Origin of the sequence: Lysinibacillus sp. BS3, from assembly GCF_039614735.1 — a bacterium.
GTDB lineage: Bacteria > Bacillota > Bacilli > Bacillales_A > Planococcaceae > Lysinibacillus > Lysinibacillus capsici.
This window is the reverse complement of the sequence record NZ_CP154860.1, coordinates 4,278,252-4,294,850: the sequence shown is the minus strand read 5'-3', so window position 1 is coordinate 4,294,850 and position 16,599 is coordinate 4,278,252. Positions and strand designations below refer to the sequence as shown.

The window sequence follows — 16,599 nt, the reverse complement described above, 5'->3', positions numbered from 1 at the left end:
GAATAATTCAAGATTTTTATCAAATTCTTTTATTAATTTATGACCTCTTTAAAGCCTATTCGATGTATGATAAGACGATAGCCAGAGTATCCTTCTTCGTCTAGAAACTCCTCAAATTCTCCATAGACAATTATAAGTGTATTGTTTTTATAAGCGTTCTGCATGTTTCTGATAATTTTTTCTTTCACGTCAGGGTTAGCGCTCTGAAAGTGACAATTTATAAGCTCAGAGTATTTACTTAGATAAAAAGATAGAGTGCCATCACTATGTTTTTCGAGTCCATCTGGAGGATTACCGGCTGTCCACAATAAAGTTTTACGCATTGCATAATAAGCTTTCTCCATTCCTAATTCTGTAAGCATGACATTTATATATGTATCTTGCTCCTCAAAAGTAGAGTCCAGCTCTAACGTATCAAGACGTATTTCTCCTACGTTGTCATAATTTTCAAAACTAGAATCTTCTCCGTCTAAAATGTCCGACTCTTTAAGTTCTACTACAGTTGATTGATTTTCTCCGATAGCAGTATGCTCAGGTGGTGGAATCATATAAACTGAGCCGCCCCGTTCCTCTATTCTTTCTTTCGCTGCCTCCAGGCTGTCCTCACTGAACATAGACTCTACTAGTTCTTGCGTATGAATTTCCTTTTCAACTTCGCCCATAGACTCTTCTTCTGTCTCTGAACTACACCCTGCAATAATTACAAATAAAAGTGCGACAATTGTTATAATAACGCTTTGTATTTTCATATTACATACTCCTCCCTCTAGTTCAATTTTGTTCGAACTCTTTTAATAATACCTCAAATAAAGTTTATTTGGATAACTATTTCCATTTATTATAAAAGCCAATTCTCCAAATTAGGTCTATTTATATTTTTTGGAATACTATCACTTATATTTAATCAATTATTAAAAGTTACTGAACGTTTTTTATATGAGGTTTCTTTTATATGAAATGCATGATTAGACTTCATATTAGACCGCTCCCCAGCCTTGCTCTAGGTTTGATGGGGGAAAATTTAAGACCACCCATTTTGGAGTGGTCTTTTATGGTGTATTTAATTAAAGCATTCCGTTAGTTGAATAAGTAAATCTGTCTTGCGTAGGAATCCCAATCTTTATTATCAGTATTTATTTCAATTGTAGGTATGATTGAATTTTCAGCTTGACTCCTATACTCTTGTTGTTGGTCTAATAATAATTCACACGCTAATTTCTTTTCTTGCATGGTTTTCCCTTCCCATTCATTGGGATTTCTACTACTTATTCTTTCCTCTAAATTCTCTGGTGATACAGTTAACAAAGTACATCTTGCTCCCATTCCAAGTAACTGGGCTTCTAATTCCTTAATTTCATCTGATATTGAATGAGAAAATGCTACTCGATGATTTAAATGAAACCTTTCCAAAATAAAGAATAAGCCTTTTGAACGTTGAGTTTGTCCAATTTCTCTTGACCAATTATTTAACATTTTCAACATCGTGACTCTTTCTCTTAAGACTTGTAAGTGTTCCTCTCGACTTAACGACTTTAATTCACCATTTACTTTGTGTAATACTTGCGAATAATGCTCACTGAGAACTATGACACTACGTTCGGCATCATCACTTGCGTGAAGTTGTTTCAACGCTTTTAAGACTGATGTTTTTCCAGCATTCGAATAGCCTTCTAAGATTATCCCTCTAAAATCACTCATTTTCTCCCCCTAATTAATGTAATCTCTATCTAAATAAGGACTGTAGAATTATTTACGGTTGTTAAACTAACCTGCTCCGTTTGCCATCCATGTAACACAAAATCAATACAACACCATAGAAAATGTAAGATTTTCACGTTCTTTCATTGGAGTTTAACAACACTTCTTTCTTTATGTATGACTCTCTGAAAAACAAAAATAACGGTAATGCCAGCGATAAACCAACTGTAAACAAAGTTAATAGACATATCCACTTTTCTTTAATGTTATACTTTCTTGACTCATTAAACATAAAGATTATAAAAACAAAGCATGAAATAAAAAAGTCAACAGCGAAGAAGGTCGATATCGAGTTTGCAAATAATAAATCTACTAATAACCCTAAATCAAATCCGTTTTTGTTCAAGAATTGCACCAAAAAATAATACGGGAATACTGTGCCGATAATCGCAAATAACAAGTACACTTTTCTCATTTAAATTAAACTTCCCCTCTTTATATGATTTTCACAAATAATATACTTCTTAATTAAACTCTTTCAGTTTAATCATATCTCATAAAAAATAATTTAAATATAAATATAAATATAAATATTTCCATTTACCATTCCAACCAATTGTCTTTTAACTATTCCTAAATGGTTAAATGATGCTGCTGAAAATGAAAATATAAATTTCTCTCAATTACTTCAGTTCGTCATAAAAGAACGCTTAGGAATCATTAGAAAAGAACAATAAACAAAAAAAGAACAGGTACTCACTTTCAAATGAGCGCCTGGTCTTTATTTTGGTAACTGATTAAAAATTATTCAACTTTTATATTAAAGGCTTTATTATGTTCTATTTGTTAAATATCCTACTACATTGATTTTTATTATAAACTCAAAAGCTATTTGCCTCTGATATTAGGGTCTCTACAAATTCGTTAATTTGCTCCATTTTCACTTTTAAACATAGTGCAGGCCCAGTTTCTGATGCACTATGATTATTTCTCTCCCCAGCATCTAACACAAAAATTAGTCTATAATAAGGTTCCCATTCGTCTCTTTCATGTTCAGGTACTTGAAGAAAACCATGTCCAGGGTAATAATAAGAACCAAATAGTGGGATATGATAAATACATAAACCAGGATCATGGGCCTCTAACATACTTAGATGTTTAGTATCAATTTGTCTTAGATCTTCTAATAATTTAAAAAAGTCTCTTCTCATACAAACTATTTCAGAACTTATTTCAGGAAAACTATGACCTGATCGAAATAGAATATTAAATTTCACACTAGATTCATTAACTAAAACTAAATTTATTTCAACTTCACAATTAGGTTGATCACTATAATCTTTTAATAAAGCCATAATTTAAACCCCTTTACACTATTAGCAATAGTTATATTAACTAAATTACAACAATCCACAGTGACTATACCATGGATTGTTGTAATGTTATATATGAATTACCTTTATACTGGATCTCCCGTAGTGCTTTTTTTACTTTATATCTCCTTTGTACTGCCAATTGCTTTTTAACCATTTCAATTTCTTTTCTTTTTGATTATATACTGTATCGATAACATCAGTATTTTTATTAAGTAAGACTGCATAATTTGATTCTATGTTTGTAAAAAAAAACCATTACCAATTAAGGTAACCGGCCCCTACTGTTAAGCGCTACGTTGTGCAATGATAATTTCTAATCCTTTTAAATCTCCATTTCTACTGCGGGTTGCGTGTAGGAGGAGTGTGTGGACTTGAATGGAAACACATAAATTTTGAAGAAATGACATTGGAGGTTGAACAACAATTAGTTGGTATTAAAGATGAAAATGGGAAAGCACAATGGCAACCTAGACCTCCAAAATCAAAGGCTGGTTATCGAACAATTCCATTTGGTAATATGCTCGCAGAAATGCTAAAAACGTATTAAAAAAGCACAAATAGAAAATCGTTTAAAATATAGTAAGTTTTATCAAAAGGATTCTGAACATGATTATGTATGTAAAAAAATGGCGAACATTGTACGCCAAGTGTAATTATATAATACTAGAAAAATAAGCGAAAAGTTAAATATTAGTTTTAACTATCATTCCTTACGCCACACACATGCTACAACTTTAATCGAAAATGGTACACCTGTTAAAACAGTACAAAAAAGATTAGGACATAGTCGAGCTACTGTAACAGAAGATCGCTATGTCCATCTCACTGAGAAAATGGCTAGAGATGTTGCGAACATCTTTGACTCATTTGCTCAAGATATATAAGAAAAGAATTTCTAACTTATTTTTTTATGGTGAGGAATTGGTGGGAAACCCCACCAAATTGATATAAAATCAATTATTAAAAACCCCTATAAACCCTGTTATATCAATATTACTTCGAATCATCCATCTTCAGCACAGCCATGAATGCCTCTTGAGGGACTTCGACTGAGCCTACTTGTTTCATACGTTTTTTACCTTCTTTTTGTTTATCAAGAAGTTTTCGTTTACGGGAAATATCTCCACCATAACATTTCGCTAATACGTTTTTACGGATGGCTTTAATTGTTGAACGCGCCACGATTTTTTGTCCAACTGCTGCTTGAATTGGTACTTCAAATTGTTGGCGTGGGATTAATTCTTTTAATTTTTCTACGATGATTTTACCTCGATCGTAGGCAAAGTCACGGTGTACGATAAAGCTTAGGGCATCGACTTGCTCACCATTTAATAAAATATCCATTTTCACTAATTTCGATGGCTGGTAACCAATAAGTTCATAGTCGAATGATGCATAGCCCTTTGTATTTGATTTTAAATAGTCAAAGAAATCATAGACAATTTCTGATAATGGCATTTCATAAATAATACTTACACGCGATGTATCAATATAATCCATCGTCATGAAATTACCACGCTTCATTTGACAAAGTTCCATAACCGCTCCCACATAATCATTTGGTACCATGATTGTTGCTTTCACATATGGTTCCTCAACACGATCGATTTTTTGAGGGTCTGGCATAAAGGATGGATTATCGACTTTCAGCTCAGTACCATCTGTCATATGAACATTGTAAATTACGGAAGGTGCTGTTGTAATTAAGTCGATATTAAATTCACGCTCAATACGCTCCTGAATAATTTCCATATGTAGTAATCCTAAGAATCCACAGCGGAAACCAAAACCAAGTGCTTGCGATGTCTCTGGCTCATATTGTAGAGCAGAATCATTTAACTCTAGCTTTTCTAACGCTTCACGTAAATCGTTGTATTTGGCTGTATCAATTGGATACAAACCACAGTAGACCATTGGGTTCAAACGGCGATAACCAGCTAATGGCTCAGCTGCAGGACGATTTGCATAGGTTACAGTATCCCCTACACGTGTGTCCCCTACATTTTTGATAGATGCGGTTAAATAACCTACATCACCCACTGTTAACTCAGCCTGTGGCACAACTTTTGGTGTATGTACCCCAACTTCAATAACTTCGAATTCCGCACCTGTTGCCATCATACGAATTTTATCGCCAGGCTTGACAGTACCATTGATGACACGAATCGAAATGATAACACCTTTATAGGCATCATAAACAGAGTCAAAAATTAAAGCTTGTAGTGGTGCATCTGGATCACCAGTTGGCGCTGGTACCTTCTCTACGATTTGCTCTAGAATATCCTCGATACCAATACCTGCTTTCGCAGAAGCTAATACTGCTTCAGAGGCATCTAATCCAATAACATCTTCTACTTCTTGACGTACACGTTCAGGGTCAGCTGCAGGTAAATCAATTTTATTGATTACAGGTAAAATTTCTAAATCATTGTCTAGTGCTAAGTAAACATTTGCTAGTGTTTGTGCTTCAATACCTTGTGCTGCGTCCACAACTAATATGGCACCCTCACAAGCAGCTAAACTACGTGATACTTCATATGTGAAATCGACGTGTCCTGGTGTGTCGATTAAATGAAATGTATACACTTCGCCGTCTTTTGCTTCGTACTTTAATTGAACTGCATTTAACTTAATTGTAATGCCTCGCTCACGCTCTAAATCCATTGAGTCGAGGAGCTGTGCCTTCATCTCACGGGAAGTTAAAGATTTTGTTTGCTCTAAAATACGGTCAGCAAGCGTTGATTTCCCATGGTCAATATGTGCAATAATAGAGAAATTTCGTATATTCTCTTGTCGTTTTAAACGTGCTTCTCGGTTCATCTTTTCCACTCCTAATTAAACTATAATGAATTATACTATGAACATAACGCAAAGTACAACAGCAACTAGACTTGAAAGCCTATAATATCAATACTTTCAGTGTTTCATGTCGTTTTTAAATTTTACAGTATTAAGTATATAAATGCAGACAAATCAGCTATAGTAGTACTCGATGTGTAGCAGTGGAAATGAAAATGCGTCTACTCGACATGAGGAGAGATTCGATGGATGAATCTTCGCCTGATCAACCAAGAAAAGCACGCTATCTCCAAAAGATATCATCATCCATATTGCTAAAAAGCGTAAACACAATCCCATTTTTATAAACCTAAACTATGATTAGTAAAAGAAAGAATGGACATCGCACCATCTTCCACATAATGGAACAGATCAAATATCAAGCTTACCATACAGGAACAACTAATAGAATAAATATAGGTAGAGCAAATAGCTCCCTTTCTAAGATATAGAAAAAGTCAGCTACGCAGATAAAACTGTGTATACTGACCTTTTTTATTTTATTTATTTAAGGATTGTTGAATGAGCTTTGTTAAAACTTCTATCCCTTTTTTCTCTAAATGTACACCGTCAGGGGCAAAGTATTCAGGGTGATTGATTGCTGCTACATGCCAGTCAATTAGTGTTATTCGCTCATGTTCCTGTGCTTTTTGCAGTAAAGCTTCATTCACCTTTGCTTCCCAAGATCGCGGCACACGTGTATTCACTAAATAAATATCGGCATTTGAAAAAGCTTCAAGGAGTGCATCCATTTGGTCAGTCGTAAAATAACCATTTGTCCCCAATTGAAGAATGACTGCATGATTAGGTTGATTAAAACTTGCATAATTTGGTGCAAGTTTTACAGCTTGCGAAACTTGACGGCCTATTTTTCCATCGATTGTAATAGTCGGATACATATTATGTAAGCTCGGTGCAATATCAATCATTAGGGAGTCACCAATGGCTAGTATGCCACGATAAAACTCATCCTTTTCAGGCTCTATAATGGTGTTATTTTCTTCTTGCTTAGGTGTTTCTATCTTTTGAACATCCTCTACTCCCTCATCCTTACTTTGAGAAGGCTTGTCGGTAGAGGCTTCAGCTTGTTTGTCCTGCTTGTTCAGATTGGCTGTAGGCTCTTCGCCATTAATTTTTATCGTTGTTGGCAGCGTTTTAGATGAGTTTTGCTGACTTTCACCCACTACACCTGTCATGCCTGTGAAAAATACAAGCAGAAAAAGAGGAACCATAACCGTTGATATTTTTCGTGGAAAAGTAAGGCTTCCCCACTTGTTTTTATTACAAATCAGATATTTTTGACAATAAACTCGGAACCCTTCTTTCCGGATGGGCATCTCAATGAAGCGATAGGATAGCTCTGCAATCATCAGGATTAGTAAAAGCTGCAGGAATATTCGCCAATAGGAAGGATTACCAATTTCATGAATGGGTGTCCCTAAAACCATGACAGGATAATGCCATAGATAAATGCCGTAGGAACGAGAGCCTATCCAACATAATGGCTTCCATGCTAATATTTTTCCTAGTATGCTGACCGGATGAGAAATACATGCAATCAAAACGGCAGCATTCAAGCAAAATAAAAACATGCCTCCTCTATAAAGAAAGGATTGATATTCATCCACATACACTATGCTTACTAAAAAAATAGTAAGTGCAATGAAACTCATAATATTTAGTTTCTTCACATGGTTCGCTGATAATTTTTGAGAAGATAGTCGTTTCATTGGCCAAACAAGTGCTAGCCAACAGCCTATTAATAATTCAAAACAACGTGTGTCCGTTCCATAATAAACACGACTAGGATCAGCGCCTGGCTGATAGAGTAACGCCATTACGAATGCTGAACAAAGGGCACCACAAAAGATGATATTTGCTAGTTTATTTTGTTTTTTAACAACAAAAAGTCCAATCATTAAGAGCAATGGCCAAATCAAGTAAAATTGTTCTTCAATAGCTAATGACCATAGGTTTTTTAAAGGTGATGGAGAACCGAAACTATCAAAATAAGAGAGTTTATGAAAAATGAACCACCAATTACTTGAATAAAAAATGGAGGACAATGCATCCCCGCGCAAAGTATGGAGAAGCTCTTTATGAAAGAGCATTGCCCAAACAAATGATGTAACAATCATAACGTAGGCAGCTGGTAGTAGCCTTCTAAATCGTCCCACCCAAAATTTCTTTAGGCTGACTGTTAATTGATTGCCCTTTAAAGGTAAGATGGTAGAGGTGATTAAATAGCCCGATAATACAAAGAAGATATCTACTCCTAAAAAGCCACCTCTAGCCCAACTGAAGTTAAAATGATAAGCAATAACTGCTAATACAGCCAATGCTCGAATCCCGTCTAGTCCAGGAATATAACGATGATTTAATGACTTGCCTGACATACTATTCCTTCCTTCAATAATCTCTCAATTTCGTTTCGGTATAATGTGTTGGTTTTTTCTAGCTGTACAAAGTAGAAGTCAATCTAAAAGCGCTGTCACAATCTGTAATAACCGCACACGGCTTTGGTTAAATGATGTTAGTTACATCCAAATGCTACAAGGAGTATCGCTTTTTGAAGGTATTCCCTTCTGCATCAAGATAAAACCTGTTGTCACGTAATAGAACCTTTTGGATTGATAACCATCCCCTCTCTATTATTTTTGCTTATTCACTTATGTATTTGACGATTGAAATACGATAAAAGTTTGAGAGAAAAATGAAACGTTATCATTTTTAGTCTTCTAAAAATTCATATGTATATTTGCTATAGAGGCATTCCCAAAAATGGTATATACTCCAAAAGTAAGTTTGCTTTATTTGCATATGCCTTCATTTAACGTTTTATCATGAAATTCGCGAGCCAACTTGAAAATTATAAGACAAGAATGGAGCAATGGAAAGACAATTAATGAGAATTATTTCTGGAAATTTTATTATCATTCAATATAAAAAAAAGTGAGCCCACAAGAGTCCCACTTTTTAATATGATTAGTCTATTTTGTTGAATCATTGACAAACGCTTTTGATATTGCCTTACCAATTACAGCAATCGTACGATTAACCTCTTCCTCAGTATTACCAATTCCACCAATCTCAATAATCATCATTTGCTTTGCTAAATCCTGATTGTATCGCCCATCAACCCCATCACCACTTTTAGAAATAACCCCTTTAGAAATTTTTGGAACGATGGCATTTAGTGTGGATGATAAACTTTCAGCATAGGCTGTATTCCAGCGGTAATTAGCATGTTCTGCCCCAACAACAATAGCGATTTTCGCATAATTTTCCCCATTATATGAGATCGTTGTAAGATCATGTTTTAATGAGTCACGATGTAAATCAACTATTAAATCATAATTATTTGTTTCTAAATGCTTACTTAAATATGGCCTCATCACATTATAAGATTCATGATAGCCTTTACCTTCTTCTTGTAATTTCTTCATAATATCTACATCAAGAACATCCGTCTTTAAACCATTTACATTAAAATGATTCACAATCTTATCCTTCAGGCTCATAATATTGACCGTTTCATGAGAAGTCGCTACCTTACCACTCACTGCTTTCACCATAGGTTCATATGCTTCATGCGTATGGGTAAATAACACTAACACTTTAAATGGGTCCGGGTCTAGGGCTTGATCTGGTTCAGGTTCTTTCGTTTGTTCCAGTACACTTTGTTCAGCTAAATTGGTAGCAGCAAACACGACTTGCTTATCTTCTGATTGTTTGATCGGAGTCGATGCTTGCTTGTTGAACGGAAGTTGCCCAGCAATGACAGGTAATACGAAAAAGAACAATAATATACCAAATGACCATTGTAGTTTTTTTAGCAAAGTCACACCCTCCTCCCCATATCGTATGGAGGGGGGATGTTAATTAGAACGAAAATAAATTTCTTGTTTTACGCATAAATAAGCGTGTTTTAGAAGGACTACTCTAAGCGTTGTTTCTTCATTATTTTATAAATCACTTGCCCAATTCATTAGCATAGAAGCCACTAATTTTGCATAGCGATCAATCCAATAGTCTGCTTCTTTTGGTGTAACCATCAGTTGTGTGTGGGAGCCAGCGAAGGTTTCCTCAAACAGCTGCTGCCGCTCCTCTTTCGTCCATGTCGCCCATTCTCCAAATATAGGTTGTACTAATGTCATATCCAGTTCCTTGTTGATATCTGGTTGCCATGAGGATAATGAAAGCTTTGATGACGGTTTACTGCGTTCAGCCACACGAGCAGCTATCGAACGCAGCATAGTTTCTACCGCATCCGCAATTAATACAGGTGCATCTACTACAGTAGGGATCCCTATTGCTGTTACGGGAATGCCAAGCATCTCATAGGAAATCTCTTGCCGTTGATTGCCTACTCCTGAACCTGGATGTATGCCTGTATCTGTTAATTGAATCGTTTTACAGAGTCGATTACTCGCTCTTGTAGCAAGTGCATCTACTACAATGATTAATTTTGGTTGCAGACGTTCAGCAATAGCAGCCACAAACTCACCTGTTTCGTAACCTGTTTGTCCTGTTACACCAGGAGCATACATGACAAATTTTTCATCAATGACATCTAAACTATGCAAATGGTCAATTAAATAGGGACCTATTGCATCGGGGGTAATAGTGCGATTTCCTAAACCGACTATTAAAATTTTATCGTCTTCTTGCCAAGAAAGTGCGTCATGCATTTTTTTGAAATTTACAAGCAATTCTTGTTCAAGTTGTGCAAAGCCTTCTTGATCTTCTAATGTTAGTGTTGGGACAGAAAGGGTAATATACTGCCCTTCTTTTTTACCAATTTGCTTTTCCCCTTCAGCATCTACAAGAACATCTGTAATTTTTACTCTACCAGCATTCCGATCTTCAATTTGAATGCCACTTGATTGTTCAAGCTTTTCTTTTTGCTCTTTGGTCTGATGGACAACTACCTCTTCTGATTCATCGATTAAATCTGTTCGTTGCCAATTAAAATTTTGCATACAGTTCACCTCAAGCTGTAGTTTGTTCAAACTGTCAAGTAAATATTCTTTGCATTTATCTATTGCAATTTGGCCAAGCGTTTGTTAAAATGATTTTTGTTGTATTGACACAAGAAATCAATGAGAAGATATCATCTCGTACCTAATTTAGGAGGTGAAATATATGCCAAACATTAAATCTGCGATTAAACGCGTAAAAGTTAACGAAAAAGCTAACATTGCTAATTCTCAAGCTAAATCTGCAATGCGTACTACAGTGAAAAAAGCTGAAAACGCTGTTGCTGCTAACGCTGAAAACAAACAAGAACTTTTACAAGCAGCTTTCAAATCTTTAGATAAAGCAGCTTCAAAAGGACTTATCCACAAAAACGCGGCGGCTCGTAAAAAGTCTCGCCTTGCTAAAAAAGCGTAATTGTTTAAAGGATCAGATACTCTATTAGGAGTAGCTGATCTTTTTAATTTTATAGAGAACATAAAAAGCTGTCCTTATTAGACAGCTTTCTTTGCCTATAGTTGGCGCAATAAAAATAGCTCTAGATAGCGCTCTCGATTTCCACCAGACGATTTTAGCTGTAAATCAACCTCTGCTAATTGATATAATGCCCGAAGCAAATTTTCTTCTGAAGGCCGATGCCGTTGCTCAATCATAAGTTTGACGCGATACGGATGAATTTTTAAATTTTTAGCGATTTGTTGAGGGTGATAACCTTTTTTCAATAAATAAAAAACATTTGACATGGTACGAACATTGGATGCTAGCAAGCCCACTAACATAATAGGTTCTTGTTTTTGTCGCAATAAATCATGATAGATAGACAAGGCTCCGACAGAGTCATTTGCCAAATATGCGTTAAGCATTTTAAAGGCATCTTGCTCTAATGTTTTTGCCACCAAATCCTCCACTAAAGAAGTTGTAATTTCGCCACCATCACCTAAATAAAGGGTTAGCTTGTCAATTTCCATCTGTAATTGTAGCATGTTGGCTCCGACCATCGTAACAAGCAATTCAATAGCATCTTGTGTAATGCTATTACCTTGTGTTTTGACAATGCCTTGAATCCATACGGCTAAATCCTGCTCTTTTGGTGTTTCTGCTTGTACAAATAATGCATGCTCTTTCATCATTTTAGTTACTTTTTTGCGCTCATCCAATTTTTCATAAGGAGCAATAAAAACCGTTACGGAAAAATCAGAAGGATTCGACAACCATGTTTCCAATCGTTTCACATCATGATCGATTTTTTCCTTCCCTTTCTCGGTTGCTTTTAAAAACGAAGCATTTTTAGCAATAATAAGCTTACGTTCTGAGAAAAAAGGAATGGTATCTGCTTCATCCATGACTGCATCTACTGGTACTTCTTCTAAATCAAATGTGGACATCTCCAGATCTTCTTCTGGACCCAATGCCTCTTTTAAACGTTTAATGGTTTCATCTATAAAATAGCTTTCTTCACCAACAAGCAAATATACTGGTGCAAGCTCACCTTTTTTTATTGTATTCCAAACCGTTGAAATCATAATTTCCCCTCCATCTAGCAATACTATTAGTATACATGATTTCATAGTCCTTTGTGTCTTTGACCGAATTGTGTCGATTCCTTGCCAGACAGGGAAATCACCTTTTCGATATAGCTTTTATGACCATGTTGTCTTATAATAAATAACAGAATTGGAGGGATAACAATGAATCCATTTGAAGGAAAAAACATACAATGTCGACGTAACGATGCTATCGATTCTGGTGTTGGCTTCGGTGTATCATTTGGCGTTTTCACGCTTATGTTTATTATTGCAACTATAGTAGAATTTGTATCACAGTAATTGGACTTATGCAGGAGAAGGGCCTTGGTCATTGGACAAGGCCCTTTTCATTTACGCTAACGGACCAGCGATTATCACGAATACGTATTTCGATTGATCCATTCACCCCTGTTGTCCATGTCACTAAATCTCTACTGACAAAACGTTGTACTACTTCTTCATGTGGATGACCATAACGATTATGGAGACCTGCACTAAAAACCGTTAATTGGGGCTGTAGCAGCTCGACAAAAGCTTCTGTGCTTGATGTCTTACTCCCATGATGCCCTGCCTTCAGCAATGTGAGATTGGCCAATAAAGGTCCATAACGCTTGATCAGCTGTTGTTCGCCATATTGCTCCAAATCCCCTGTAAATAACGCTGTAAACGCCTTTTGCTGCATGTACAGGACAAGAGAATCATCATTACCCTCATACAAGGCGTCATCAGGCCATAAGTAATAAAAATCTGTATCCCCTACATGCCACGAAGTCCCCTTCATTTTTTCTTTAATAGGAATATGTCGCTTATTTGCTTCTCGCAATAAATCATCCATTAAAGGCTCATTCAATGAACCAGGTGTAACGTGTATTTCCTTCATGTTAATCTCTTGTAAGACTTCCTCTGCTCCTTCAATATGATCTGCGTCTGCATGCGAAGCAATAAAAATATCGATAGTTCGTATTCCCTTGCCTTTTAAAAATGGGACGACAACTTGCTTCCCTACCTCATATGGACTATCTGCTTTCTTCCACGATTCCTGCTCAAAGCGCAATACTCCACCTGTATCTATAACATAGACAGCTCGTCTAAAAGGCAATTCAATGACAATACTATCTCCTTGCCCTACATTTAAGAAGGTAATCTTTGTTTCGTTATACAACATGGGTGCCAAATGAATCCAAATAACAGGGATGACAAGGATCAAAATAGCTTTCCTGAATCTTTTTATTTCCAAATAATAGAAACTTACTAAAACACTTAACATCGCCACGCAGCTCAGCCAAATAGATGGTTTGCCTGGTGACCATAATTGCCAAGGAAGCTCTTGCATATAAAAGATTACTTCGGTCAGCCAATTACGCAGCGGTTCATAACCAACAAATAGGACATTAGCAAGTGGTAAAGAAAGATAAGATAGCACAAAGGCAATCATGTTAAAGGGTAATATAATAAAGGAAAACAGTGGAACAAAAACAATATTGACAAAAAACGAGGATAAAGATAATTCATAAAAATGATGGAGTAATAGTGGGTAAACGAGCAGTTGGCACACGAATGTGATAAAAAAAGAACGACCTAGCCAAGTTCTTGTCTGCTTAAAAATAATACCAGAATAAAGAAGACTAGCGGTTGCTAAATAGGATAGCTGGAAACCAATTTGGAAAATAACACCTGGCTCAAGCAAAACAAAGCCTATAAAGCTAATAGCTAATGCATCATCGATCGAAAGAACCCACTTAAAAAAGCGCAGTAACATCATCAATTCTACTACAGAAACAGCACGCCATACGGAAGGTGCTCCCCCTGCAATAACTCCATAAACCGGTAAGAGGATCAATAGCACGATAGTAGCCATTTCCTTGCGAACTCTTATTCTAAGTAATCCTTCAAAAAAGAGCCAAGACATCAGCGCGACATGTAGCCCAGAAATCGCAAATAAATGGGTAATACCAAGCTTTTGATAGGCACGCTGCAGTTCATCCTCCATCTGATCTTGCACCCCTATTAAAAGTGCTTGAGCCTCTGCTACAAGTGATTTTGGAAAAGTCCTCTCTATATGCTTTTTCATTTTGTGTCTTACTTCGGCAAGAATAGTGAAGATGGAGGTTCGTTTTCCTACATAATGCCAATTCGTGATTTCAACAACGCCTGTTGCTCCTTTGCTCGTTAAATAGTTTGACATGGAAAAGGCATAAGCATGTGCAGATGGAGAGGGAGTCACGAGTTCACCTTTTGCAGAATACGTCATTCCAGTTAATGAGGTATTTTCATAAAAATTTTTCTCTTGTTCCGAGGAAAAAGTATAAACTACGTAAAGTTTTTGGCCATTTGTTGTTGTAGCAAACCCACGGAGTTTTTGCCCGTTTATTTTATAGTCACTTGACCAAGTTATAGGGAAGGTTGACGGTAAAGGGGAAGGTTCCGTCAGATGATTGATAGAAAGGAAAAAATAAGTTAGTAGACCACTAGTTAGCACAAAAATTGCAAGAAAACGTGACTCACCTTTTATGGTGAGCCACAGGACTAGTAGCAGTAAAAAAATGAGTAGCCATGCTGATTTGTATACTGCAATAGCAGCTATCAATACAGCAAGAGCTACCATAATCCATCTATGCTTTAAAGCTTGATGCCAAATAATGCACTCACCTTCTGTTCATATGGGAGCAATTTTTCAGCAGATACCCCACTCTCGCGAAGCTCGTGCAGCATTTCTGTATACAAAGCTAGTTTGTCATCTCGTAAAAAATCAATTTTACGTTCATCAAAGGGTACATGAACTACTTCCACTCCAGCTTTTGCAAATAACTCCTGTGCATATGGATTATTTTTATAATCTGTTGCGTAATACACACGTTCTATGCCAGCTTGAATGATAGATTTTGTACATGGTAAACATGGAAAATGTGTTACATACAAATCAGCACCTTTTGTCGGTGTTCCATATTTAGCACATTGCAGTAAGGCATTCATTTCAGCATGCACGGTACGGACGCAATGATTATCAACCACATAGCACCCTTTTTCGATACAATGCTCGTCCCCTGTAATGGAACCGTTATAACCACCTGCAATGATGCGTTTGTCCCGTACAACAGTTGCTCCTACAGCTAGTCTTGTACATGTACTACGTAATGCGAGTAAATGGCTTTGTGCCATAAAAAATTGATCCCAAGTAATTCGCTCCATATGACTACCTCCAAAAATTGTCTAACTAATTAACTTTCTCTTGCTTTTCTACTATAGTGTAGCCCTTTTAGAAAAGGGGCGTCAATATACCATCCTGTAAAAGCATTACTTTACAGTAATCGCATCCTTTAGCTTTTCAAATGTTTTATCACCAATACCACTAACATTTTTTAAGTCATCTATGGTTTGAAACTGCCCATTTTCCTCTCGATACGTAAGGATACTTTGTGCTTTAGAAGGACCGATTCCTGGCAATGTTGCTAACGTTGCTACATCAGCTTTATTGATATTAATCTTTTGCTCCTTATTAGTCTCAGTAGGTAACGTTAACAAAGAAGAGGCTCCTTCCTCTAGCTGTTCGCCCATGATAGGAATATAGATTACCATTTCATCCTGTACCTTTTGGGCATGATTGATAAATTGTGTGTCAGCATTCTCTGTATAGCCACCAGCAAGCTGTACAACATCTTTTATACGTTGGTCTTGCTCAAGTTCATAAACGCCTGGATACATTACAGCACCCTTTATTTCCACAAATACCTGCTGCATAACCGCTTCCTCAGCAGATTCACTCAAATTTTTTTCTTCAATAGGTTGGATTGTTTCGATGAGCTCTTCTTGGGGAGGTGAAGAGTCAGAACTCGAAAAATAGAAGTAACAAAGTCCACTGACGACTAGTATGCTGGGGAATAACATACTTTTTTTGTACTTTTGCCATAAAGATTGTAGCACAGTACCATCCTTTCCTTGCGAAAGGTCATCATATGGAGTTATATATATCTTACACTATGGATGGGTGGTTGAAAATGATAAAAAAACGTCAGAAGTTTCAATTTACCTGTTGAAGAGAGCTATCTTCTTAGTTATATCCAGTTTTATCCGACAATTTAGCCTCTTTATCCGCCTGTTTAAGTGTTCTATCCGCTACTTTAATCTTTCTATCCACTACTTTAGCTTTTCTATCCATCAAAAAAGCCACACTGCGTATTACACAG

General features: G+C 36.3%; 15 protein-coding genes and 1 pseudogene. 4 read left to right on the top strand and 12 right to left on the bottom strand.

Annotated elements, in window-relative coordinates; translation table 11 throughout:
• Window positions 1-32 precede the first annotated feature (32 nt).
• From AAJG31_RS21375 to AAJG31_RS21365, 3 genes are all read right to left on the bottom strand, one after another.
• Window positions 33-749 (bottom strand): hypothetical protein, encoded by a 717-nt coding sequence (locus AAJG31_RS21375; RefSeq protein ID WP_279495612.1) that lies wholly within the window; start codon window positions 747-749, stop codon window positions 33-35.
• Window positions 750-1,077: 328 nt separating this feature from the next.
• Window positions 1,078-1,698, bottom strand: a complete 621-nt coding sequence (locus AAJG31_RS21370; RefSeq protein ID WP_036076269.1) for an AAA family ATPase — start codon at window positions 1,696-1,698, stop codon at window positions 1,078-1,080.
• A gap of 133 nt (window positions 1,699-1,831) precedes the next feature.
• Window positions 1,832-2,173 carry a DUF2834 domain-containing protein gene (locus tag AAJG31_RS21365; protein WP_081011009.1) on the bottom strand — a complete coding sequence of 114 codons (342 nt, stop codon included), beginning with the start codon at window positions 2,171-2,173 and terminating at the stop codon, window positions 1,832-1,834.
• Between the two features lie 148 nt (window positions 2,174-2,321).
• Between AAJG31_RS21365 and AAJG31_RS21360 the strand changes: the two are divergent.
• Window positions 2,322-2,435 (top strand): annotated as a pseudogene (locus AAJG31_RS21360) (type II toxin-antitoxin system HicB family antitoxin); the annotation flags it as partial.
• Window positions 2,436-2,579: 144 nt separating this feature from the next.
• Here AAJG31_RS21360 and AAJG31_RS21355 read toward each other — a convergent pair.
• A complete protein-coding gene (locus AAJG31_RS21355) occupies window positions 2,580-3,053 on the bottom strand; it encodes a hypothetical protein (RefSeq protein WP_259948156.1) in 474 nt (157 codons plus the stop codon).
• Window positions 3,054-3,435: 382 nt separating this feature from the next.
• Here AAJG31_RS21355 and AAJG31_RS21350 point away from each other — a divergent pair, with 382 nt between their 5' ends.
• Complete coding sequence (locus tag AAJG31_RS21350; protein ID WP_341715411.1) at window positions 3,436-3,621, top strand: hypothetical protein; 186 nt, start codon at window positions 3,436-3,438, stop codon at window positions 3,619-3,621.
• A 446-nt stretch (window positions 3,622-4,067) separates the two neighbouring features.
• Here the strand turns inward: AAJG31_RS21350 and lepA are convergent, their stop codons facing one another.
• From lepA to gpr, 4 genes are all read right to left on the bottom strand, one after another.
• A complete protein-coding gene (lepA, locus tag AAJG31_RS21345; protein ID WP_004226914.1) occupies window positions 4,068-5,894 on the bottom strand; it encodes a translation elongation factor 4 in 1,827 nt (608 codons plus the stop codon).
• Between the two features lie 518 nt (window positions 5,895-6,412).
• The gene (locus tag AAJG31_RS21340; protein ID WP_066036466.1) at window positions 6,413-8,308 is read right to left on the bottom strand and encodes an acyltransferase family protein; all 1,896 of its coding nucleotides are present in this window, start codon (window positions 8,306-8,308) and stop codon (window positions 6,413-6,415) included.
• 594 nt (window positions 8,309-8,902) lie between these two features.
• Window positions 8,903-9,757, bottom strand: coding sequence for a stage II sporulation protein P (gene spoIIP / locus AAJG31_RS21335; RefSeq protein WP_225340378.1), 855 nt, complete (start codon window positions 9,755-9,757; stop codon window positions 8,903-8,905).
• 120 nt (window positions 9,758-9,877) lie between these two features.
• Complete coding sequence (gene gpr / locus AAJG31_RS21330; RefSeq protein WP_066036467.1) at window positions 9,878-10,894, bottom strand: GPR endopeptidase; 1,017 nt, start codon at window positions 10,892-10,894, stop codon at window positions 9,878-9,880.
• 163 nt (window positions 10,895-11,057) lie between these two features.
• Between gpr and rpsT the strand changes: the two genes are divergently transcribed.
• Window positions 11,058-11,306: a 30S ribosomal protein S20 gene (gene rpsT, locus AAJG31_RS21325; RefSeq protein ID WP_004226906.1), complete on the top strand. Its 249-nt coding sequence runs from the start codon at window positions 11,058-11,060 to the stop codon at window positions 11,304-11,306.
• Window positions 11,307-11,401: 95 nt separating this feature from the next.
• Here the strand turns inward: rpsT and holA are convergent, their stop codons facing one another.
• Window positions 11,402-12,412 carry a DNA polymerase III subunit delta gene (holA, locus tag AAJG31_RS21320; RefSeq protein WP_048392157.1) on the bottom strand — a complete coding sequence of 337 codons (1,011 nt, stop codon included), beginning with the start codon at window positions 12,410-12,412 and terminating at the stop codon, window positions 11,402-11,404.
• A 165-nt stretch (window positions 12,413-12,577) separates the two neighbouring features.
• On the opposite strand from holA, the gene AAJG31_RS21315 reads away from it, so the two are divergent.
• Window positions 12,578-12,715: a YqzM family protein gene (locus tag AAJG31_RS21315; protein WP_004226902.1), complete on the top strand. Its 138-nt coding sequence runs from the start codon at window positions 12,578-12,580 to the stop codon at window positions 12,713-12,715.
• 28 nt (window positions 12,716-12,743) lie between these two features.
• Here AAJG31_RS21315 and AAJG31_RS21310 read toward each other — a convergent pair whose 3' ends face one another.
• The 3 genes from AAJG31_RS21310 to AAJG31_RS21300 all read right to left on the bottom strand — a co-directional run bounded on the left by AAJG31_RS21310 (window position 12,744) and on the right by AAJG31_RS21300 (window position 16,336).
• Window positions 12,744-15,020 carry a DNA internalization-related competence protein ComEC/Rec2 gene (locus tag AAJG31_RS21310; protein WP_131520523.1) on the bottom strand — a complete coding sequence of 759 codons (2,277 nt, stop codon included), beginning with the start codon at window positions 15,018-15,020 and terminating at the stop codon, window positions 12,744-12,746.
• Window positions 15,021-15,034: 14 nt separating this feature from the next.
• On the bottom strand, window positions 15,035-15,604 hold the full coding sequence (locus AAJG31_RS21305; protein WP_004226897.1) for a ComE operon protein 2: 570 nt from the start codon (window positions 15,602-15,604) through the stop codon (window positions 15,035-15,037).
• A 105-nt stretch (window positions 15,605-15,709) separates the two neighbouring features.
• Window positions 15,710-16,336: a helix-hairpin-helix domain-containing protein gene (locus tag AAJG31_RS21300; RefSeq protein WP_066036470.1), complete on the bottom strand. Its 627-nt coding sequence runs from the start codon at window positions 16,334-16,336 to the stop codon at window positions 15,710-15,712.
• Between the last annotated feature and the right edge of the window lie 263 nt (window positions 16,337-16,599).

Bases quoted from the DNA above. Each gene is read 5' to 3' on its own strand.
- AAJG31_RS21375 (WP_279495612.1), bottom strand. From the start codon at position 749: ATGAAAATACAAAGCGTTATTATAACAATTGTCGCACTTTTATTTGTA.
- AAJG31_RS21370 (WP_036076269.1), bottom strand. From the start codon at position 1,698: ATGAGTGATTTTAGAGGGATAATCTTAGAAGGCTATTCGAATGCTGGA.
- AAJG31_RS21365 (WP_081011009.1), bottom strand. From the start codon at position 2,173: ATGAGAAAAGTGTACTTGTTATTTGCGATTATCGGCACAGTATTCCCG.
- AAJG31_RS21355 (WP_259948156.1), bottom strand. From the start codon at position 3,053: ATGGCTTTATTAAAAGATTATAGTGATCAACCTAATTGTGAAGTTGAA.
- lepA (WP_004226914.1), bottom strand. From the start codon at position 5,894: ATGAACCGAGAAGCACGTTTAAAACGACAAGAGAATATACGAAATTTC.
- AAJG31_RS21340 (WP_066036466.1), bottom strand. From the start codon at position 8,308: ATGTCAGGCAAGTCATTAAATCATCGTTATATTCCTGGACTAGACGGG.
- gpr (WP_066036467.1), bottom strand. From the start codon at position 10,894: ATGCAAAATTTTAATTGGCAACGAACAGATTTAATCGATGAATCAGAA.
- rpsT (WP_004226906.1), top strand. From the start codon at position 11,058: ATGCCAAACATTAAATCTGCGATTAAACGCGTAAAAGTTAACGAAAAA.
- holA (WP_048392157.1), bottom strand. From the start codon at position 12,412: ATGATTTCAACGGTTTGGAATACAATAAAAAAAGGTGAGCTTGCACCA.
- AAJG31_RS21315 (WP_004226902.1), top strand. From the start codon at position 12,578: ATGAATCCATTTGAAGGAAAAAACATACAATGTCGACGTAACGATGCT.
- AAJG31_RS21310 (WP_131520523.1), bottom strand. From the start codon at position 15,020: ATGGTAGCTCTTGCTGTATTGATAGCTGCTATTGCAGTATACAAATCA.
- AAJG31_RS21305 (WP_004226897.1), bottom strand. From the start codon at position 15,604: ATGGAGCGAATTACTTGGGATCAATTTTTTATGGCACAAAGCCATTTA.